The sequence below is a fragment of the Cellulomonas fimi ATCC 484 genome (genome assembly GCF_000212695.1).
GTDB classification, from domain to species: Bacteria; Actinomycetota; Actinomycetes; order Actinomycetales; family Cellulomonadaceae; genus Cellulomonas; species Cellulomonas fimi.
The window spans coordinates 1362519-1382968 of sequence record NC_015514.1 but is presented as its reverse complement, the minus strand read 5'-3'; the positions used below and the strand labels follow the sequence as shown (position 1 = coordinate 1382968).

The 20450-nt window shown below is 75.1% G+C and carries 15 protein-coding genes; 7 read left to right on the top strand and 8 right to left on the bottom strand.

The genetic code is table 11. The annotated features are described in order from the left end of the window. Positions 1–39 precede the first annotated feature (39 nt). Both CELF_RS06380 and CELF_RS06375 read left to right on the top strand, forming a co-directional pair. Positions 40–1497: a glycoside hydrolase family 10 protein gene (locus CELF_RS06380; RefSeq protein ID WP_041553359.1), complete on the top strand. Its 1458-nt coding sequence runs from the start codon at positions 40–42 to the stop codon at positions 1495–1497. 105 nt (positions 1498–1602) lie between these two features. Next, positions 1603–2178 (top strand): NYN domain-containing protein, encoded by a 576-nt coding sequence (locus CELF_RS06375; protein ID WP_013770431.1) that lies wholly within the window; start codon positions 1603–1605, stop codon positions 2176–2178. A gap of 220 nt (positions 2179–2398) precedes the next feature. Here the strand turns inward: CELF_RS06375 and CELF_RS06370 are convergent, their stop codons facing one another. The 6 genes from CELF_RS06370 to nirB form a co-directional block, all read right to left on the bottom strand. Beyond that, positions 2399–3145: an alpha/beta hydrolase gene (locus CELF_RS06370; RefSeq protein ID WP_013770430.1), complete on the bottom strand. Its 747-nt coding sequence runs from the start codon at positions 3143–3145 to the stop codon at positions 2399–2401. A 96-nt stretch (positions 3146–3241) separates the two neighbouring features. Next, a complete protein-coding gene (locus CELF_RS06365; protein ID WP_013770429.1) occupies positions 3242–4000 on the bottom strand; it encodes a sirohydrochlorin chelatase in 759 nt (252 codons plus the stop codon). Further along, complete coding sequence (locus CELF_RS06360; protein ID WP_013770428.1) at positions 3997–5115, bottom strand: uroporphyrinogen-III synthase; 1119 nt, start codon at positions 5113–5115, stop codon at positions 3997–3999. Before CELF_RS06360 ends, CELF_RS06365 begins: the two co-directional genes overlap by 4 nt. Next, positions 5112–6425 carry a uroporphyrinogen-III C-methyltransferase gene (gene cobA, locus CELF_RS06355; protein ID WP_013770427.1) on the bottom strand — a complete coding sequence of 438 codons (1314 nt, stop codon included), beginning with the start codon at positions 6423–6425 and terminating at the stop codon, positions 5112–5114. Before cobA ends, CELF_RS06360 begins: the two co-directional genes overlap by 4 nt. Before the next feature lie 5 nt (positions 6426–6430). After that, complete coding sequence (gene nirD, locus CELF_RS06350) at positions 6431–6850, bottom strand: nitrite reductase small subunit NirD (RefSeq protein WP_013770426.1); 420 nt, start codon at positions 6848–6850, stop codon at positions 6431–6433. Beyond that, positions 6847–9441, bottom strand: coding sequence for a nitrite reductase large subunit NirB (gene nirB, locus CELF_RS06345; RefSeq protein ID WP_013770425.1), 2595 nt, complete (start codon positions 9439–9441; stop codon positions 6847–6849). Before nirB ends, nirD begins: the two co-directional genes overlap by 4 nt. A 164-nt stretch (positions 9442–9605) precedes the next feature. Between nirB and CELF_RS06340 the strand changes: the two genes are divergently transcribed. The 5 genes from CELF_RS06340 to CELF_RS06320 are packed head-to-tail and all read left to right on the top strand — an operon-like array spanning position 9606 to position 14421. Continuing rightward, positions 9606–10157: a DUF1697 domain-containing protein gene (locus CELF_RS06340; RefSeq protein WP_041553357.1), complete on the top strand. Its 552-nt coding sequence runs from the start codon at positions 9606–9608 to the stop codon at positions 10155–10157. 27 nt (positions 10158–10184) lie between these two features. After that, positions 10185–11120 (top strand): ABC transporter ATP-binding protein, encoded by a 936-nt coding sequence (locus CELF_RS06335; RefSeq protein ID WP_013770423.1) that lies wholly within the window; start codon positions 10185–10187, stop codon positions 11118–11120. After that, a complete protein-coding gene (locus CELF_RS06330) occupies positions 11117–12337 on the top strand; it encodes an ABC transporter permease (protein WP_013770422.1) in 1221 nt (406 codons plus the stop codon). Before CELF_RS06335 ends, CELF_RS06330 begins: the two co-directional genes overlap by 4 nt. Before the next feature lie 9 nt (positions 12338–12346). Further along, positions 12347–12793, top strand: coding sequence for an HIT family protein (locus CELF_RS06325; RefSeq protein ID WP_013770421.1), 447 nt, complete (start codon positions 12347–12349; stop codon positions 12791–12793). 11 nt (positions 12794–12804) lie between these two features. Next, positions 12805–14421, top strand: a complete 1617-nt coding sequence (locus tag CELF_RS06320) for a molybdopterin-dependent oxidoreductase (RefSeq protein WP_013770420.1) — start codon at positions 12805–12807, stop codon at positions 14419–14421. A gap of 70 nt (positions 14422–14491) precedes the next feature. Here the strand turns inward: CELF_RS06320 and CELF_RS06315 are convergent, their stop codons facing one another. Together CELF_RS06315 and CELF_RS06310 are read right to left on the bottom strand one after the other, a co-directional pair. Beyond that, positions 14492–18922, bottom strand: a complete 4431-nt coding sequence (locus CELF_RS06315; RefSeq protein WP_013770419.1) for a bifunctional nitrate reductase/sulfite reductase flavoprotein subunit alpha — start codon at positions 18920–18922, stop codon at positions 14492–14494. A 29-nt stretch (positions 18923–18951) separates the two neighbouring features. Further along, positions 18952–20340, bottom strand: coding sequence for an MFS transporter (locus tag CELF_RS06310; RefSeq protein ID WP_013770418.1), 1389 nt, complete (start codon positions 20338–20340; stop codon positions 18952–18954). Positions 20341–20450 lie beyond the last annotated feature (110 nt).

Here is a 20450-nt window from a genome sequence, read left to right as displayed (position 1 = left end):
ACAGGGTGCACCCGGCACTGGCTCGACGAGGAGGACATCATGCCTAGGACCACGCCCGCACCCGGCCACCCGGCCCGCGGCGCCCGCACCGCTCTGCGCACGACGCTCGCCGCCGCGGCGGCGACGCTCGTCGTCGGCGCCACGGTCGTGCTGCCCGCCCAGGCCGCGACCACGCTCAAGGAGGCCGCCGACGGCGCCGGCCGGGACTTCGGCTTCGCGCTCGACCCCAACCGGCTCTCGGAGGCGCAGTACAAGGCGATCGCCGACAGCGAGTTCAACCTCGTCGTCGCCGAGAACGCGATGAAGTGGGACGCCACCGAGCCCTCGCAGAACAGCTTCTCCTTCGGCGCGGGCGACCGCGTCGCGAGCTACGCCGCCGACACCGGCAAGGAGCTGTACGGCCACACGCTCGTCTGGCACTCGCAGCTGCCCGACTGGGCGAAGAACCTCAACGGCTCCGCGTTCGAGAGCGCGATGGTCAACCACGTGACGAAGGTCGCCGACCACTTCGAGGGCAAGGTCGCGTCGTGGGACGTCGTCAACGAGGCGTTCGCCGACGGCGGCGGCCGCCGGCAGGACTCGGCGTTCCAGCAGAAGCTCGGCAACGGCTACATCGAGACCGCGTTCCGGGCGGCACGTGCGGCGGACCCGACCGCCAAGCTGTGCATCAACGACTACAACGTCGAGGGCATCAACGCGAAGAGCAACTCGCTCTACGACCTCGTCAAGGACTTCAAGGCGCGCGGCGTCCCGCTCGACTGCGTCGGGTTCCAGTCGCACCTCATCGTCGGCCAGGTGCCGGGCGACTTCCGGCAGAACCTGCAGCGGTTCGCGGACCTGGGCGTGGACGTGCGCATCACCGAGCTCGACATCCGCATGCGGACGCCCTCCGACGCGACCAAGCTCGCGACCCAGGCGGCCGACTACAAGAAGGTCGTGCAGGCCTGCATGCAGGTGACCCGCTGCCAGGGCGTGACCGTCTGGGGCATCACCGACAAGTACTCGTGGGTGCCGGACGTCTTCCCGGGCGAGGGGGCCGCGCTGGTGTGGGACGCGAGCTACGCCAAGAAGCCGGCCTACGCCGCCGTGATGGAGGCCTTCGGCGCGAGCCCGACGCCGACGCCCACCACGCCGACCCCGACGCCCACGACGCCGACGCCGACCCCGACGTCCGGTCCGGCCGGGTGCCAGGTGCTGTGGGGCGTCAACCAGTGGAACACCGGCTTCACCGCGAACGTCACCGTGAAGAACACGTCCTCCGCTCCGGTCGACGGCTGGACGCTCACGTTCAGCTTCCCGTCCGGCCAGCAGGTCACCCAGGCGTGGAGCTCGACGGTCACGCAGTCCGGCTCGGCCGTGACGGTCCGCAACGCCCCGTGGAACGGCTCGATCCCGGCGGGCGGCACCGCGCAGTTCGGCTTCAACGGCTCGCACACGGGCACCAACGCCGCGCCGACGGCGTTCTCGCTCAACGGCACGCCCTGCACGGTCGGCTGACGGGCCGTCGGTCGTCGGGTCCCGACGGGCCCGGGCACCGGGCCGGTGGTCGCGCACGCCGCGCGGTCACCGGCCCGGCGCCGTCTGCGTCGATACGCTGGGCCGATGAGCACCGACGCGGGCGACCGGACCACCTACCTGCTCGTCGACGGCGAGAACATCGACGCGACGCTGGGCTCGTCGATCCTCGGCGGCCGGCCGACTCCCGAGCAGCGCCCGCGCTGGGAGCGGGTGCTGGGTTTCGCGCAGCAGGCGTGGGGGCAGCCGGTCAAGGCGCTGTTCTTCCTCAACGCGTCGAACGGGTCCCTGCCGATGTCGTTCGTGCAGGCGCTGCTCGCGATCGGGTTCACGCCCATCCCCCTGTCGGGCGAGTCGTACGAGAAGGTCGTCGACGTCGGCATCAAGCGCACGCTCGAGGCCATCGCCGCGCGCGGCGGCGACGTGCTCCTCGCGAGCCACGACGGCGACTTCGCCCCCGAGGTCGAGACGCTCGTCGACGCGGGCGACCGCCGTGTGGGGCTGCTGGCCTTCCGCGAGTTCACCAGCACGGCGCTGGCCGGGCTCTCGTCGCGCGGGCTGCAGGTGTTCGACCTGGAGTCCGACGTCGCCGCGTTCAACGTGCAGCTGCCGCGCCTGCGGATCATCCCGCTCGAGGAGTTCGACCCGCTGCGCTACCTCTGACCTGCGGCCTCCTCGGCCGGCGGTCGGGGGTCCTGAGGGTGACCCGGGTCACAGACCCATAACGGTTCGGGCGCGTGTCCGGTTCGTCCCGTCCTGCCGCTCGTGCGGGTGTCGCGTACCTGGTAGACAGTGCCCCGCGCGCCCTTCCGGCAGGGGCCGCCGTGCTGCACGTCAACGGCGACGTGGGGCGCGGCGGCCTCCCGGGAGGGCCTCGCTCGTGTCAGCCCTCGAAGCCCTCGGCCAGCAGCTCGTCGATGGCCTCCTCGACCGCCGCACGGTGCTCACCCGAGAACAGCGCGACGCCGTGCGCGCTGCCGTCGAGCTCGACGAACGTGTCCGGGTCGTCCGCGCGTGCCACCTCGCGCGACGAGCCCGCGCTCACGCTGCTGTCGTCGGTCGAGGCGATCACGAGCAGCGGACCCTCGTAGGAGCTCGCCTCGGAGGCCGCGTCGATGCCGTCGAAGGTCGCGGGCGGGCCGAGCGCGACGACCGCGACCGCGTCGGCCTCGTCGGCCAGCGCCGCCGAGAACGTGCCGCCCTTCGACGCGCCGACGAGCGCGACCTCCTCGGCCCCGACCGACCGCAGCACGTCGACCGCCCCCAGCAGCGAGCCGGCGCTGTCGTCGGCCCACGTGAACGACGCGACGAGGTAGCCCTCCCCCGCCAGGCGCGTCATCTGCTCCGACCACTGGCACACGTCGGACTGGTTCTGCGGCGCGAGCAGCACCCCCTGGGTGCCGCTCCCGGTCCACGCGACGACCGTCGGGTCCTCCTCGGGGCCCGTCGCCGCGGCCGCCGTGCCCTCGGGCAGGCACGTCGGGGTGTCGATCGTGCGCATCGCGGGCGACGGGCCGACCGACACGGTGGGCTCCGCGTCGGGCGCAGGGTCGTCGGCACCGCAGCCGGCGAGTAGGAGCGCTCCCACAGCGGCGACGACGACGGCGGACCTCTTCACGACAGTGTGCATGGCGGCATTCCTAGGTGCCGCTCCTGCCGGGCGCAAGCCCCTGTCCACCTGCTGGCTCCCCTGCGTCCACGGCCGCAGCGCGGCCTCCGTCGCAGGTCAGACGCTCGCGACGTCCGGGGCGTCGAGGTCGGCGGCGACCGCGTCGTAGCGGTCGAGCACGATCTCCGCGAGCCGCGGGTCGGGCGCCAGCGGGCGGCTCACGACGTCCGCACCGGCGGCCAGGACACGGTCGTAGAAGAAGCCGGGGGCGAGCAGGTAGGAGGCCACCACGACCCGCCCCCCGGGACGCAGGTCCGCACGCGCCGCTGCGATCGCCGCGGGGACCCGCGGCTCGGCACCCGCGCCGTACCCGATCGTAACCGGCTGCGACAGGCGGTCCGCGAGGCCTGCGGCGACCGACTCCACCGCGAGCGCGGCCGCGGAGTCCGTCGAGCCGGCGGCGGCCAGCACGACCGAGTCGTCCGGGCGCAGGCCGACGTCGTGCAGGCGCTCGACGAGGACGTCGACGAGCCGCGGGTCCGGCCCCAGCGGGCCCGTCGCCGCGGCGCCCGGACGGTCCACCGCGGCCGCGATGTCGACCTTCACGTGGAAGCCCACCGACAGCAGGAGCGGCACGACCACGACTCCCCCGCGCTGCTCCGCGAGCGCGTCGGCGACCACCGCGCCGACCTCCGGCACCTGCACGTCGACGAACGCCTCACGGACGCGCAGGTCCGTGCGGGTCGCGGCGACGTCGGCGAGGATCGAGCGGATCGCCTCGCGCCCCTGCAGGTTGTCCGTGCCGTGCGAGCAGCCGACGAGCACCGGCCCCGTCGCGACGGCAGCCCCGCCCTCGGCGTGCAGCGCGCTGGTCATGCGGTCTCCTCGAGCTCGAGCCGGTAGCCACGCTTGACGACCGTGCGGATCAGGGCCCGGCTCCCGGTCGCCTCCCGCAGCCGGGCGATCGCGACCTCCGCCGCGTGGGGGTCCTTCGACTCGCCGGGCAGCACGGCCAGCACCTGGTCCCGCGGGACGACCGAGCCGCGCGCCCCGGCGAGCAGGCGGAGCACCTCGAGCCCGCTCGGCGTGAGCGGCAGCACGTGACCGTCCAGCACGGCCGCGCCGCGGTAGACGCGCAACGGCCCCGCGACCGTGGCGAGCGCCTGGATGCCGCCGTAGTGGCTCACGAGCGTGCGGACCAGCGAGCCGAGCCGGCCACGGTCCGGGACGAGGGGCTCGACCCCGCGGTCGAGCAGCGGCCGCGCGGTCACGGGGCCGACGGCGGCCATGACGACCCGCTCGGCACGGCAGTGGTGGACGATGTCGTCGGCCACGCCCTCCGCGTCGGCGGCCTCCCACCACGCGGCGGCGCCCGGCGCGGACGTGAACACGACCGCGTCGACCTCGCCCCCGGCGACCGCGCGCACCGACGACGTGACGACCGCCGGGTCGGGCGGCGGCCCCCACCGGTACACGACCAGGCTGCGCACGCGCGCGCCCGCGGCCGCGAACGCCTCGTCGAGACCGTCGGCTCCCGCACCGTGGTGCTGCACGGCGATGTCGTGCCCGGCCACGCCCTCGTCGAGCAGGACCTGCGCGATCTCCGCGCTCGTCTCCGACTCGGCGACCCAGTCGGCGGTCAGGCCCGCGGCCTGGATCGCGCCGCGCGCCTTGGGGCCGCGCGCCACGATCCGGGTCCCCCGCAGCATCTCGACCAGCGGCTCGGCGAGACCCGCCGCGTCGGCGGCCTCGATCCAGCCGCGGAAGCCGATGCCCGTCGTCACGACGACCGTGTCCGGCGGGTCGGCGAGCAGCGACCGCGTGCCCGAGAGCAGCGCGGCGTCGTCGATGTGCGGCACCATCCCGAGCGCCGGCGCGTGCCGCACGGTGGCACCGCGGCGGCCGAGGGCGGCAGCGAGCTCCGCCGACCGACGGTCGGCGGTGATCAGGACGACGCACCCGGCGAGGGTCTGGTCGATCGGCTCGCTCACGAGGCCATTGTGTCGTGCGGGACGACCGGGGCGGTGCCGCTGCCCGCCGACGCGGTGCGCGGCGGGACCTCCGCGGCGGCCGCGGCCGGCCCGTCGTGGGCGGTCGGGGCGTCCTCGGGCTCGGCGTCGAGCAGCCCCTGCGCCGCGACGGCGCCGATGACGACGACGGCGGGGGCGCGGACGCCGACGGCGGCCGCCCGGGCCGCGGCGTCGCCGAGCGTCGCGCGCGTCACGCGCTGCGTCGGCAGGGTGCCGTCCTCGACGACCGCGACCGGCGTCGCCGGGTCCACGCCCTCGGCGACCGCCTGCGCGGTCAGGTCCGCCAGCACCGTGACGCCCATGAGCACGACGACCGTGCACGACGCGTCGCGCAGGCCGGTGAGCGCCGCGGACGACCAGCCGTCGTGCCCGTTCATCACGTGCACGGCTCCGACGGTGCCCCGGTGCGTGAGCGGGATGCCGGCCGCCGCGGGCGCGGCGAGCGCGCTCGAGACACCGGGCACGACCTCCACGGCCACGCCGGCCTCACGGCACGCGCGGACCTCCTCGCCGCCGCGGCCGTACAGGAACGGGTCGCCGCCCTTGAGCCGCACGACCACCCGGCCGCGGCGGGCCTGCTCGACGAGGATCCGGTTGATCTCGTGCTGCGGGACCGGGTGGTGGCCCGGGGACTTGCCCACGTCCACGACCTCGACGCCGGGCGCGAGCTCGTCGAGCACCCCGACCGGACCGAGGCGGTCGGTCACGACGACGTCGGCCTGCGCGATCGCGCGGCGGGCGCCGAGCGTCAGCAGGTCCAGGGCCCCCGGACCGCCGCCCACCAGGACGACCCGGCCCGGGCCCGGGCGGTGCCGGCGCAGGTCCACGCGGCCCTCGCGCAGGTGCGCGTCGACCGCGTCGCGCACGGCGGCGGTGCGCCGCGGGTCAGGTGCGCCCGTCGAGACGACGCCGACGAGGACCTCGTCGTGCCGCGTCGTGGCCGGGGTGCGCGCGGTGCCCTGCGTGCCCGTGCCCGCGTCGACGCAGAACGTGTGCCGCTGCGACGCCCACGCCACGACGGCGTCGTCGGTCGCGCGGTCGCCCGTCGCGGTGTGCACGAGCCACGCGCCGTCGAGGTCGCTCGGCTCGACCTCGCGGGAGCGCCACTCGACGAGGCCCCAGCGGTGCATGTCCGCGAGCACCTCGCACAGCGCGGGCGCCACGACGACGACCTGCGCGGCGTCGGCGAGCAGGCCCTGCACCCGGCGGGCCGCGACCGGGCCGCCCCCGACCACCACGACGCGCCGGCCCCGCAGGTCGACGCCGAGCATGGTGGTCACGGCTCCACCGGCCCGTCGGGCAGCTCGACCTCCACCACGCCGTCCACCACGCGCACCGGGAAGGCGCGCAGGTCCGCGGGCAGGCCCCGTGCGGGCACCTTGCCGGCCGGGTCGAGGCAGCGGCCCGTCGTCAGGTCGAACACCTGCTTGTACATGGGCGACGCGACGGTCGGGACCTCGACCCCGTCGACCGCTCGCGAGCCCACGATGCCGCGCGACATGACGTACGCGTCGCTGAACGGGTCGTGCTGGTCGACCGCGAGGACGCGGTCGTCGACGAGCCGGAACAGGGCGACCTGGTGCTCGCCGAAGATGGCCGCCGCCCCGCGCTCCGGGGCGAGGTGCCGCAGCGCGCACACCGGCTGCCAGCCGGTCTGCCGCAGCTCGGGCAGCGTGGGGGTCTCCGAGACGGTCATGCGCGCACCTCCAGGGTCGTGCCGGCGACGAGGACGGGTTCGCCGCGCAGCGCGGCGTCGCGCTCGTCGGCGGTGGCGGGTCGGGCCTGGCCGCGCTCGGGGACGTACGCGAGCGACGGGTCGGCCGTCTGCGGGGCGTTCACGAAGGACGCGAACCGGCGCAGCTTCTCCGGGTCCTCGAGCGTCGCGCGCCACTCGTCCTCGTACTCGGTGACGTGGCGGGCCATCTGCTCGTCGAGGTCCGCGGCGATGCCGAGCGTGTCCTCGAGGACCACGCCGCGCAGCGCGTCGACGCCGCCCTCGAGCTCCTCCAGCCACGGCGCGGTGCGCTGCAGGCGGTCGGCGGTGCGGATGTAGTACAGGAGGAACCGGTCGATGGTGCGGATGAGGTCCTCGGTGGACAGGTCCTCGGCGAGCAGCACCGCGTGCTTCGGGGTGAAGCCGCCGTTGCCGCCGACGTAGACGTTCCAGCCCTTGTCGGTCGCGATCACGCCGACGTCCTTGCCGCGGGCCTCCGCGCACTCGCGTGCGCAGCCGGAGACGCCCATCTTGAGCTTGTGCGGCGAGCGCAGGCCGCGGTACCGCAGCTCGAGGAGCACCGCGAGCGCCACCGAGTCCTGCACGCCGAACCGGCACCACGTCGAGCCGACGCACGACTTCACGGTCCGCAGCGACTTGCCGTACGCGTGCCCCGACTCGAACCCGGCGTCGACGAGCCGCTGCCAGATGAGCGGGAGCTGGTCGATGCGGGCGCCGAACATGTCGATCCGCTGGCCGCCCGTGATCTTCGTGTAGAGCCCGAAGTCCTTGGCGACCTCGCCGATCGCGATGAGCCCCTCGGGCGTGACCTCCCCGCCGGGGATGCGCGGCACGACCGAGTACGAGCCGTCCTTCTGGAGGTTCGCCATGACGTGGTCGTTGGTGTCCTGCAGCGCCGCGCGCTCGCCCTCCAGGACGTGCGCCGGGGCGGTCGTGGCGAGGATCGACGCGACGGCCGGCTTGCAGATGTCGCAGCCGCGCCCCTCGGCCCGGGTGCCGAACCGCTCGACGACCTCGGTGAACGAGCGCACGCCCGAGACCAGGACGGCGTCGTAGAGCTGCGCGCGGGACAGCGCGAAGTGCTCGCACAGCGCGCTGCTCACGGTGATGCCCTGCTTGGACAGCTCGGTCGTGACGAGCTTCTTGACCAGCGGGAGGCACGAGCCGCAGGACGTGCCGGCCCTGGTGCACGCCTTGACGGCACCCACGTCGGTGCAGCCGTGCTCCGTGACGGCCGCCCGGATGGTGCCCGCGGAGACGTTGTTGCACGAGCAGACGCCCGCGTCGTCGGGCAGCTCGAGGTCGGGCGCACCGGACCCGCCGCCCTCGGGCAGCAGGAACGCGGCCGGGTCGCCCGGCAGCTCGCGGCCCAGCATCGGGCGCAGGCTCGCGTACGCGGACGCGTCGCCCACGAGGACGCCGCCGAGCAGCGTGCGCGCGTCGTCCGACATGACGAGCTTCTTGTAGACGCCCGCGACCGGGTCGGCCCAGACGAGCTCGAGCGCACCCTCGGTGCGGCCGAACGCGTCGCCGAAGCTCGCGACGTCCACGCCGGCGAGCTTGAGCTTGGTCGCGGTGTCCGCCCCGGGGAACTCCGCCGCCCCGCCCAGCAGACGGTCCGCGGTGACCTCGGCCATCGCGTACCCCGGGGCGACGAGCCCGATGCAGGCGCCCTGGATGCACGCCACCTCGCCGACCGCCGAGACCGCCGGGTCCGACGACAGGCACGTGTCGTCGACCACGACACCGCCGCGGGGGCCGACCTCCAGCCCGGCCGCGCGCGCGAGCTCGTCGCGCGGCCGCACGCCCGCGGCGACGACCACGACGTCCGCGTCGACGCGACCGCCGTCGGCGAGGTCGAGGCGCCCCACGCCGCCCCGCCGGTGCGGGCGGATGCGGACCGTCATGGCGTTGACCCGGACGCCGATGCCGATGGCGTTGATGAGCCGACGCAGCGCCTCGCCGCCGCCCAGGTCGAGCTGCGTGTCCATGAGGTGCGAGCCGACCTGCAGCACCGTGGCCTGCGCGCCGAGCGCGTGCAGCGCGCCCGCGGCCTCCAGGCCGAGCAGGCCGCCGCCCAGGACCGCGCCGCGCACGGGTCGCCGCAGGTCCTCCTGGAGCTTCTCGACGTACCCGCGCAGCGCTGCGACGTCGTCGATCGTGCGGTAGACGAAGACCCCCGGCAGGTCGGCGCCCTCCGTGGGCGGGACCCACGCGTACGACCCCGTGGCGAGCACCAGGTGGTCGTAGGCGTACGTGCGGCCCGACGCCGCCGTGACCGTGCGGGCGTCGCGGTCCACGGCCGTGACCGCGTCGTCGCGCACCAGCGTCACGAGCGGGTCGTCCCACAGCGCGGCGTCGCCGAGCTCGAGCTCCTCGGGCTTGCGGCCCGAGAAGTAGCTCGTGAGGGCCACGCGGTCGTACGGGCGGCGCGGCTCCTCGGCGAGGACCGTGATGCGCCAGGTGCCGGCCGCGTCGCGGTCGCGGAGCGCCTCGACGAGCCGCTGGGCGACCATGCCGCCGCCGACGACGACGAGATGACGTGAGTTCATGGGGGGCTCCGTCGGGTAGGGACGAGGGCGTGCTCCGACGGTAGGAACCACGTGTTTCGGCCACGGGTGCGGACGCGTTACCTCGGCGGAACGGTTCTCGCACAGCCCGGCCCCCGCCGGTGTGAGTCGCGCGGGTGTGGGCGGCTGCTGCCACGCTGGTGCGCATGAGTGCCGTCGTCGCCCTGCTGCGGGCCGTCAACGTCGGGGGTCGCACCGTGAAGGCCGCGCAGCTGCGCGCCGCCGCCGAGGGCCTCGGGCACACCGACGTCGCGACGTACGCGAACAGCGGGAACGTCGTGCTCGTGCCGGGCGGCGGCGCATCCGCGGCCGACGTCGCGACCGGCCTGTCGCGCGCGCTGCACGAGGAGCTCGGGTTCGACGTACCCGTCGTCACGCGCACCGCGGCCGAGTGGGACCGGCTCGTCGGCGTCCTGCCGTTCGCCGCGCAGGCGCGCGAGGACCCGACGCACGTCGTCGTGTGCTGCTGGGACGGCGTGCCCGACGTCGCGTCGGTGCGCTCGTTCGACGCGTCCCGCTACGGCGAGGAGGTCGTCGTCTGGCACGGCACGGAGGCGTACGTGCACTACCCGACCGGGCAGGGCCGCTCGCGGCTCACGCTCGACGTGCTGTCCCGCGCGGCCGGGCGGGTCGGGACGGCGCGCAACTGGCGGACCGTCCTCGCGCTGCAGGAGATGGCCCGCGAACGCTCCCGCTGACCGGCCCGGTCTGGTTGGATCGCAAGGGTGTCCAGCCTCGCGTTCGACGCACTCACCAAGTCGTACGGCACCGTCCAGGCGCTGCGCGGCCTGACGTTCGAGGTCCGCGCCGGGGAGATCTTCGGCTTCGTCGGCTCCAACGGCGCGGGCAAGTCGACCGCCATGCGGATCGCGCTCGGCGTCCTCGCCGCGGACTCCGGCACGGTGTCCTGGGACGGACGGCCCGTGGACCACGCGGTCCGTCGTCGCATCGGGTACATGCCCGAGGAACGCGGCCTCTACCCGCGCATGAAGGTCGGCGAGCAGCTCGTCTACCTCGCGCGGCTGCACGGCCTCGACCCCGCCGCGGCCCGCACGTCGATGGAGCGCTGGACCGACGTGCTGGGCGTCGCGGCGCGGCGCGACGACGAGGTGCTCAAGCTCTCGCTCGGCAACCAGCAGCGTGTGCAGCTCGCCGCGGCACTCGTGCACCGGCCCGACATCCTCGTGCTCGACGAGCCGTTCTCGGGTCTCGACCCCGTCGCCGTCGACGTCATGAGCGGGGTGCTGCGCGAGCAGGCCGCCGCGGGCGTCCCCGTCATCTTCTCCTCGCACCAGCTCGAGCTCGTCGAGCGGCTGTCCGACCGGGTCGGCATCGTCCGCGCCGGGTCGATGGTGGCGGTCGGGGGCATCGACGAGCTGCGGACCACCGGGTCGCGGCGGTGGGTCGTCGACGGGCCGCCGCCCGACCGGTGGCTCGCGCACGTGCCGACCGTCCGCCACGTGGGCGACGCGAGCAGCGACGGCCGCACGGTCGTCGAGGCGGCACCCGGAGCACCGGCCGACGTCGACCAGGACGTCCTGCGCGCCGCGCTCGCCGCCGGCGCCGTGCGCGAGTTCGCGGTGCAGCGGCCCACCCTGACCGAGCTGTACCGGCACGTCGTCACGAGCGACGCCACCGCGCAGGCGGGAGACCGCGCATGAGCACGAGCACAAGCGACCTCGGCACGTGGCACGCGATCCGGCTCGTCGCCGGCCGCGAGATCCGCACGCGGCTCACGTCCAAGGCGTTCCTGTGGACGACGGTCGCGCTCGTCGCCGCCGTCGTGGTCGGCGGTGTGGTCATCGGGCTCGTGAGCAACCGCACGCCCGAGCCGCAGGCCGTCGGGCTCGTCCCCGCCGCGTCGTCCGCCGCCGCGCCGCTGACCGCGACCGCCGACGCCGCGGGGGTCCCCGTCGAGACGCACGACGTGGCCGACGCGGCCGCGGGCGAGGACCTCGTCGCGGACGGCGAGCTCGACCTCGTCGTGACCGGGACGAGCCCGCTCACGGTCGTCGTGCAGGAGAGCGTCCCCGAGCCGCTCGAAGCGGTCCTCGCCTCGCTCGCGCAGCAGCTCGCGCTCGCCGACGCCGTCACCGACCTCGGGGGCGACCCCGCCGAGGTCGCCGTGCAGGTCGCGGGCGCCGCGCCCGAGGTCACCTCGCTGCAGCAGACGCCCGAGGTCGACGGCGCGCAGGTCGCCGCGGGCTACCTCGCCGGGATCCTGCTGTTCATCGGTCTCATGACCGCCGGGCAGATCGTCGCGCAGGGCGTCGTCGAGGAGAAGACGAGCCGCGTCGTCGAGCTGCTGCTCGCCACGCTGCGCCCGACGCACCTCATGGCCGGCAAGGTCCTCGGCATCGGCGTCATCGGGCTCGGGCAGGTGGCGCTCGTCGTGCTCGCCGGCGGGGGGACGGCGCTCGCGTTCGGGCTGCTCGACTCCAGCACGCTCGACCTGGGCGCGACCGCGGCGTGGGCGCTGATCTGGTTCGTCATCGGGTTCGCGATGTACGCGCTGCTGCTCGGCGCGCTGTCCGCGCTCGTCTCCCGCCAGGAGGACGTCGGCGCCGTGATCGGGCCCGTCATCTGGCTCATGATCGTGCCGTACATGATCGCGATCAGCATCACGCCCTGGGACCCCGACAACCCGCTCGTGCGGTGGCTGTCGTTCGTGCCGTTCTGCGCGCCCATGATCATGCCGGTGCGCGTCGCGCTCGGCGCGGTCGAGACGTGGGAGATCCTCGTCGCCGTCGCCCTGTCGCTCGCGCTCGTGCCCGTGCTCGTGTGGTTCGCGGGGCGCGTCTACGCCAACGCGGTGCTGCACTCGGGCGGCCGCATGAAGCTGCGGGACGCGCTGCGCGGCACGACGACCGCGGCCTAGCGTGGGCGCATGACCACCCTGTTCACGCGCATCATCGACGGCGAGATCCCCGGACGCTTCGTGTGGGCCGACGACGTCGCCGTCGCGTTCACGACCATCGCCCCCATCACCGACGGGCACACCCTCGTCGTGCCGCGCGCGGAGATCGTCGAGCTGACCCAGGCGCCCGACGACGTCCTCGCGCACCTCACGCGCGTGGCCCGGACGATCGGTCAGGCGCAGCAGGCTGCGTGGTCCGCGCCGCGCGTCGCGCTGCTCGTCGCCGGGTTCGAGGTGCCGCACCTGCACCTGCACGTGCTGCCCGCGTGGGACGAGTCGAGCCTGACCTTCGCGAACGCGCGCCACGACGTGCCCGCCGAGGACCTCGACGCGGCAGCCGGGCGCGTGCGCTCCGCGCTCCGCGACGCCGGCCACGGCGCGCACGTCCCCGCCGCCCTCGACTCCCCCGCGATCTGACGGGCCGCACCGTGGCCCTGCGGCGGTCCGACGCGGACGCGGCCCTCGCCGGCGTCGCCGCCGGTGCGGTCACCGTCGGGACCGGTGCGCTCGTCGCCGCGCTCACCGGCGCGTCCTCGGACCCGCTCGTCGCCGTCGGCGCCGCGTTCGTCGACGCCACGCCCGCGTGGCTCAAGGACTGGGCGGCCGGCACCTTCGGCACCGCGGACAAGGCCGTCCTCGGCGGCGGCGAGGTGCTCGTGCTCGCGCTGCTCGCCGCGCTGGCGGGCGTCCTGGCGCACCGCCGCTGGGCGTGGGGCGCCACGCTCGTCGTCGCGCTCGGCGCCGTCGCCGGGCTCGCCGCGATGGCCCGTCCCGACGCGGGGGTGCTGGCCCCGCTGCCCGCCGTCGCGGGGGCAGCGGCCGGGCTGCTGACCCTGCGCGCCCTCGTGCGGCGCATCCCCGACGACGCATCGACGGCCGCCGACGTCGACCGGCCCGCGCGCGCGAGGGCCGGGCTGCCCGACGGAGCCGGTCCCACGGACGGCGACCGCGTGCGGGCTCCCGCCGACGAGGGGTCCGCGTCCGGTCCGAGCCGGCGCGCGCTGCTCGTCGGCGTGGGCGTCGCGGGCGCGGCCGGGCTGCTCGGGGTCGCGCTCGGGCGGGTCGCGGGCGCGTCGCGGCGGGGCGTCCAGGCGGTGCGCGACGCGATCCGGCTGCCCGCGCCCGCACGCACCGCCGCGCCCGTGCCCGCCGACGTGCAGGTCGAGGGTGTCGGGCCGTGGGCCACGCCGACCGACGCGTTCTACCGGATCGACACCGCGCTCGTGGTGCCGCAGGTCGACCCCGCGACGTGGCGGCTGCGCGTGCACGGGCTCGTCGAGCGTGAGGTCGAGCTGACCTGGGACGAGCTGCTGGGGTCCGACCTCGTCGAGGCGTGGGTGACGCTCGCCTGCGTGTCCAACCCCGTGGGCGGCGACCTCGTCGGGAACCAGCGCTGGCTCGGGCTGCCGATCCGGGACGTGCTCGCACGCGCCCGGCCGACCGCCGAGGCCGACATGGTGCTCTCGCGCAGCGTCGACGGGTTCACCGCGTCCACCCCGCTGGAGGTGCTGACCGACGACAGGGACGCGCTGCTGGCCGTCGCGATGGACGGCGCTCCCCTCCCACCGGAGCACGGGTTCCCCGTCCGGATGGTCGTCCCCGGTCTGTACGGGTACGTGTCGGCGACGAAGTGGGTCGTCGACCTCGAGGTCACGCGGTTCGACGCCGCGAGCGCGTACTGGACCGAGCGCGGCTGGTCCGAGCGCGGGCCGGTGAAGACGCAGTCGCGGTTCGAGGTCCCGCGCGCGGGCGCACGGGTCGCGGCGGGCGACGTCGTGGTGGCCGGGACGGCGTGGGCGCAGCACCGGGGCGTCACGCGCGTGCAGGTGCGGGTCGACGACGGCGCCTGGCAGGACGCGGAGCTCGCGGGCGACGGCGGCGTCGACACGTGGCGGCACTGGCGGTGGACGTGGCGGGCCGAGCCCGGTGAGCACCGGCTGCTCGTCCGCGCGTTCGACCCCGACGGCCCGCAGACCGGCGAGCAGCAGGACGTCGTGCCCGACGGCGCGACGGGCTACGACACGCTCACGCTGACGGTCGACTGACCGACGCTCGCCCCGTCGCGCCGCCCGGGCGACGCCCGCCCGTCAGGTCGAACGAGCGGCCCGCGCCCGGTCAGTAGACGTCGCGCGCGTAGCGGCGGTCCGTCGTCAGGCGCTTGACGTACGCGGACGCCCCGTCGGCGTCGAGGCCGCCGTGCACCGCGACGACCTCCCGGAGCGTCGCGTCGACGTCCTTCGCCATGCGGGACGCGTCGCCGCACACGTACAGGTGCGCACCGCGCTCGAGCCACGACCACAGCTGCGGGCCGTGCTCGCGCATCCGGTCCTGCACGTACACCTTCGAGCGCTGGTCCCGGGAGAACGCGGTGTCGAGGCGCGTGAGCAGGCCGTCGTCGCGCAGGCCGTCGAGCTCGTCGCGGTAGTAGAAGTCCGTCGCCGCGTGCTGCTCGCCGAAGAACAGCCAGTTGTCGCCCGAGTGCCCGAGCGCGCGGCGCTCCGCGAGGAAGCCCAGGAACGGGGCCACGCCCGTGCCCGGACCCACCATGACCATCGGCACCGTCGGGTCCTGCGGCGGGTGGAAGTGCGCCGACGGCTGCACGAACGCGGCGACCTCGACGTCCGTCCCCGCGTCCGCGAGGAACGACGAGCACACCCCGCCGCGCGCCGCGCCCGTCGGGCCGTCGTAGCGCACCACCGAGACGGTCAGCCGGATGCGGTGCGGGTCGACGAGCGGGCTCGACGAGATCGAGTACTGCCGCGGCTGCAGCCGGCGCAGCACCGTCGCCCACTCCTGCGCGCTCGCCTGGACGCCGAACTCCGCGACGACGTCCACCGCCTGCCGCCCCCACAGCCACTTGGCGAGGTCGTTGCGGTTGTCGGCGCGCAGCAGCCGCCGCAGGCGCTCGCTCCCGGACCGGTCGGCGACGAACCGCAGCAGGTCCTGCGACGCGCGCGTGACGTCGAGCTCGGTGCGCAGCGCGTCCGCGAACGCGCGTGTCCCGACGCCGTCCACCTCGACCGGAGCGCCCGCGTCGACGCCCGTGGCAGCGAGCCACTCCTCGACGAGCGTCGCCGAGTTGACGGGCCGGATCGCGAGCGCGTCACCCGCGGCGTACTCCAGCAGCGCCGGGCTGTCGGAGGTGTCGAACCACAGCTCGCGGACCTCCTTGGCCGAGCCCGGCAGGTTGAGCAGCCGGTTGCCGACGAGGCGCGCACGGCCGGGCGCGGAGCGCGTCGCCCGGACGACAGCGGCCTCGCCGCCCGGCTCCCGTGCGGAGGCAGGGTGCGGCACGCTCAGGTCGCCCGCGGCCGCGGGCGCTGCGGCCGTCGCACGACGGCCGTCCGCTCCGGCGACCACCGGCCCCTCGACCACCGGGCCGTCGAGCACCGTGCGGTCGAGCACCGGGCCGTCGAGCACCGGGCCGCCTGGCGCCGTGCCGTCGAGCACCGGGCCGCCCGGCGCCGTGACGCCTGCGGCGGGCGACGTCCCGTCCGGTGCCGTCAGGGCCGCCACCGCGCTCTCGATCCACGCCCGCGCGGTGTCGTCGTCGCCCGGCTCGCAGTCGGCACGCTCGACGAGTCTCTCGGCACCGAGCTCCGCGAGGCGGCGGTCGACCCGGCGGCCGTGCCCGCAGAACTGGTCGTACGAGGAGTCCCCCAGAGCGAGGACCGCGAAGCGTGCGCCGTCGAGGCGTTGCGCCTCGGGGTCCGCGAGCGCCTCCCAGAACGCGGCACCGTTGTCGGGCGCGTCACCGTCGCTGAACGTGCTGGTCACGACCACGAGATCGGCACGCCGCGGCAGCGCACCGACGGCCTCGTCCATCGCGAGGACCTGCGGGGCGCGGCCCGCGTCGGACAGCCGGGCGGCGACCTGGGCTGCGAGCTCCTCCGCGTTGCCGGTCTGCGAGGCCCAGAGCACCACGAGGGGACGCGGGGGCGCGACGACGGGCGCGGGCGGCGCGACCGCCCCGGGCCGCGACGCCTGCTCCGGCGCGCGGGAGAACATGCCGGCGAGCAGGCCGTCGACCCACAGCGCGGCGGTGCCGTCGAGCGGTGCCGTCGGCGGCAGCACGGGCGTGCCGGGCGTGCCGCCGCCGAGGCCCGCGAGGAAGCCCGCGAGGTAGCGCCGCTCGTCGTCGCCGAGGACCGGCGGTCCGAAGTCGTCGAGGCCGAGCGCCGCGGCGAGCGCGCGCATCGCGCTCGCACCGTCGGAGGCCGGGGCGGTGTCGGGCAGGGCGTCCACGAGGCCCGCCCCGGTGGCCCGGTCCTCCGAGGTCGCGCGGGCCAGGGCGGGCTCCCCGCGGTCCGCGTCCACCGCGGAGGGCGTCCCCGCCGGCTCCTCGGGCGGCGGCGCGACGAGGGTGAGCGAGACCGCGCACACCTTGAGCTCGGGCTGGAACGACAGCGGGTCGACGGCGTCGTTCGTCACGGCGTTGACCGACAGGTACTCGCCGAACAGGTCGTTCCAGTGGAACGGCGCGAACAGGGCCCCCGGGCGGACACGCTCGGTGACGACCGCGGGCAGGACGGCGCGGCCGCGGCGCGAGGCGACCTCGACGCTCGCGCCGTCGCGCACGCCGAGCCGGGTGGCGTCGTCGGGGTGGAGCTCGACGAACGGGCCGGGGTTGAGCCTCGTCAGGCGCGGGACCTTGCCCGTCTTGGTCAGGGTGTGCCACTGGTGCTGCACGCGCCCGGTGTTGAGCAGGAACGGGTAGTCGTCGTCGGGCAGCTCGGCCGCGGGCAGGTGCGGGCGCGGGTGGAAGACGGCACGGCCGGACGGCGTGGGGAAGACCAGGCGCGGGCGGGTGCCGTCGGGGCGCACGTGCAGCGGCTGGCTCACCCCGTCGTTGAGGTAGCGCAGCGGGTTGCGCGCGGGGCCGTCCGGCGCGGCGGGCCACTGCACGGGGCCGTCGAGCAGTCGGTCGTAGGAGACGCCGCGCAGGTCGTAGCCCGTGCGCGGGTTGGTGGTGCGGCGGATCTCGTCGAACACCTCGCGCGACGAGGTGTGGCCGAACCCGTCGAAGCCCATCGCGGTCGCGACGCGCGCGATCAGCAGCCAGTCGGGCAGCGCCTCGCCGGGCGGGTCGAGCGCGCGGCGGGCGAGCGTCATGGTCCGCTCGCTGTTCACCATGACACCGTCGGCCTCGGACCACATCGCGGCGGGCAGGACCACGTCGGCGTACGCGTTGGTCTCGGTGTCCGCGAAGACGTCCTGCGTGACGACGAGCTCGGCGCGCTCGAGGCCCTCGATGACCGTGCGCCGGTTGGCGACCGACGCGACGGGGTTGGTGCAGATCACCCAGCACGCCTTGATCTCGCCCGCGGCCATGCGCTCGAACATCTCGACGGTCCCCCGGCCGACGCCGTCCGCGCGGATGGTCCCCTCGGGCAGGTCCCACAGGTCCTCGACGAACGCGCGGTCCGCGGGGTCGAGCACCGACCGCTGACCGGGCAGTCCCGGGCCCATGTAGCCCATCTCGCGGCCACCCATGGCGTTGGGCTGGCCCGTGAGCGAGAAGGGCCCCGCGCCGCGCCGGCCGATGGCGCCCGTCGCGAGGTGCAGGTTGACCAGGGCGTTCGTGTTCCAGGTGCCGTGCGTCGACTGGTTGAGGCCCATCGTCCAGCAGGACACCCAGTCCTTCGTGCCCGCGAGCATCGCGGCCGCGGCCCGCAGGTCCGCCTCCGGTACGCCCGTGACCTGCGCGACGAGGTCCGGCGGGTAGTCCGCGAGGAAGGCGGGCATCGCGTCCCAGCCCTCGGTGTGCTCGGCGACGAACTCCTCGTCGACGGCCCCCGCCTCGACGAGCAGGTGCAGCAGGCCGTTGAGCAGCGCGATGTCGCTCCCCGGCCTCACCTGCAGGAACAGGTCCGCCTTGTCCGCGGTGGCCGTGCGACGCGGGTCGACGACGATGAGCTTCGCGCCCGCCTTCACGCGGTCGAGCAGCCGCAGGAACAGGATCGGGTGGCAGTCGGCCATGTTGGCGCCGATGACGAGGAACACGTCCGCGTGGTCGAGGTCCTCGTACGACCCGGGCGGCCCGTCCGCCCCGAGCGAGAGCTTGTACCCCGTGCCCGCGCTCGCCATGCACAGCCGCGAGTTCGACTCGATCTGGTTGGTCCGCAGGTAGCCCTTCGCGAGCTTGTTCGCCAGGTACTGCGCCTCGATGCTCATCTGCCCCGAGACGTACAGCGCGACCGCGTCGGCCCCGTGCTCGTCGACGATCGCCCGCAGCCGCGCCGCGACCGTCGCGATCGCGTCGTCGACGCCGACCGGCGCGGGCTCGGCCCCGCGCTCCGCGCGCACGAGCGCCGTCGACAGCCGCCCGCCGGCCGTGAACAGGTCGGCGCTCGTCGCCCCCTTCGTGCACAGGCGCCCCGCGTTCGACGGGTGCGCGCGGTCCCCGCTCGCCTTGCGGACGGTGCGGCCCGACGCGTCGTCGACGACGTCGAGCAGCACCCCGCACCCCACACCGCAGTACGAGCACACGGTCGCGACCTGCGTCGTCGACGTGTGCTCGTGCTGCGCGGTCGTGATGGCCGTCACGCTGCGATGTCCTCCGGTAGCGCCGAGGGTCAGATGACGGTGGAGCCGAACGCCGAGCCGCGGCGCTGGTACACGGCCCACGTGACGAGGGCCATGACCGCGTACGTCCCGACGATCACCCACAGTGCCGCCTGGATGTTTCCGGTGAGTGACGTCGACACGGCGAACCCGCGGGGCACGAGGAACCCGCCGATCGCGCCGACCGCGCCCGCGATGCCGATGCAGCCTGCGGCCGCCTTGGCGCGCCGCGCCCGGGTCTCGTCGTCCGTGGCCCCGAACCGGAAGACCGCCGGGATCATCCGGTAGACCGAGCCGTTGCCCGCGCCCGTCGCGACGAACAGCAGCAGGAACGAGACGAAGAACGCGCCGAAGTGGTGCGCCCGCAGCGCGAGGATCGCGCCGACCGTACCGAGCGCCATGACCGCGAACGCGGCGATCGTCACGCGCGCACCGCCGAGCTTGTCGGCGAGCGTGCCGCCGAGCGGCCGCGCGATCGAGCCGACGAGCGCGCCCGCGAACGCGATCGACAGCGTCACCTCGGGGAACTGCGCCTTGAGCAGCGTGGGGAACACCCCGGAGAACCCGATGAACGAGCCGAACGTGCCGATGTAGATGAACGAGATGATCCACGTGTGCTTCTCGCGCGTCGCGACGCCGTAGGAGCGCGGGTCGGCCTTGGCGTTCGACAGGTTGTCCATGAACCGCCACGCCAGGAACGCCGCGACCAGCGCGAGCGGGATGAACATGAGCCCCGCGCGCTCGAGCTGCAGACCGGCACCCGCGACGATGACGAGCGGCACCGCGAACTGCACCGCGGCCGTGCCGATGTTGCCGCCCGCCGCGTTGAGGCCGAGCGCCTTGCCCTTCTCCGCCTCCGGGTAGAAGAACGAGATGTTCGCCATGGACGACGCGAAGTTGCCGCCGCCGACGCCCGCGAGCGCCGCGATCGCCAGCAGCGCACCGAACGGCGTCTGCGGGTTCTGCACCGCGACCGCGAGCGCGCTCGTCGGGACCAGCAGCAGGAGCGCGGACACGATCGTCCAGTTCCGCCCGCCGAACAGCGGCACCGCGAACGTGTACGGGATGCGCAGCGACGCGCCGACGAGGCTCGGCACGGCGATGAGCCAGAACATCTGGTCGACCGTCAGCGCGAACCCCGCGGCGGGCAGCTGCGGGACGACGATGCTCCACAGCGCCCACACGGCGAAGCCGAGGAACTCGGCGAACACCGACAGGCCCAGGTTCCGCGACGCGATCGCCTTGCCGACGGAGCGCCACTGCCCGGCGTCCTCCGGGTTCCAGCCGTCGATCCAGCGGCCGGGGCGGACGGTCAGCGGGGCGCCGGTCGCGACTGCGGGGGTCGCGGTGGTCGTGGGCGTCGACGCCTCGGCGTCGGTGGTCGCGAGCGGTGTGGCCATGGGGACCTCCGGGAGGGGGTGGGGGCTCGGACGCAGGCGACGCTACGAATCCCGTGTTTCCCCCGACGCACCGCCCGCGTTGCGCGGCGGGAACCTTTCCCGCACCGCCA

Bases quoted from the DNA above. Each gene is read 5' to 3' on its own strand.
- CELF_RS06380 (WP_041553359.1), top strand. From the start codon at position 40: ATGCCTAGGACCACGCCCGCACCCGGCCACCCGGCCCGCGGCGCCCGC.
- CELF_RS06375 (WP_013770431.1), top strand. From the start codon at position 1,603: ATGAGCACCGACGCGGGCGACCGGACCACCTACCTGCTCGTCGACGGC.
- CELF_RS06370 (WP_013770430.1), bottom strand. From the start codon at position 3,145: ATGCACACTGTCGTGAAGAGGTCCGCCGTCGTCGTCGCCGCTGTGGGA.
- CELF_RS06365 (WP_013770429.1), bottom strand. From the start codon at position 4,000: ATGACCAGCGCGCTGCACGCCGAGGGCGGGGCTGCCGTCGCGACGGGG.
- cobA (WP_013770427.1), bottom strand. From the start codon at position 6,425: ATGCTCGGCGTCGACCTGCGGGGCCGGCGCGTCGTGGTGGTCGGGGGC.
- nirD (WP_013770426.1), bottom strand. From the start codon at position 6,850: ATGACCGTCTCGGAGACCCCCACGCTGCCCGAGCTGCGGCAGACCGGC.
- nirB (WP_013770425.1), bottom strand. From the start codon at position 9,441: ATGAACTCACGTCATCTCGTCGTCGTCGGCGGCGGCATGGTCGCCCAG.
- CELF_RS06340 (WP_041553357.1), top strand. From the start codon at position 9,606: ATGAGTGCCGTCGTCGCCCTGCTGCGGGCCGTCAACGTCGGGGGTCGC.
- CELF_RS06330 (WP_013770422.1), top strand. From the start codon at position 11,117: ATGAGCACGAGCACAAGCGACCTCGGCACGTGGCACGCGATCCGGCTC.
- CELF_RS06325 (WP_013770421.1), top strand. From the start codon at position 12,347: ATGACCACCCTGTTCACGCGCATCATCGACGGCGAGATCCCCGGACGC.
- CELF_RS06310 (WP_013770418.1), bottom strand. From the start codon at position 20,340: ATGGCCACACCGCTCGCGACCACCGACGCCGAGGCGTCGACGCCCACG.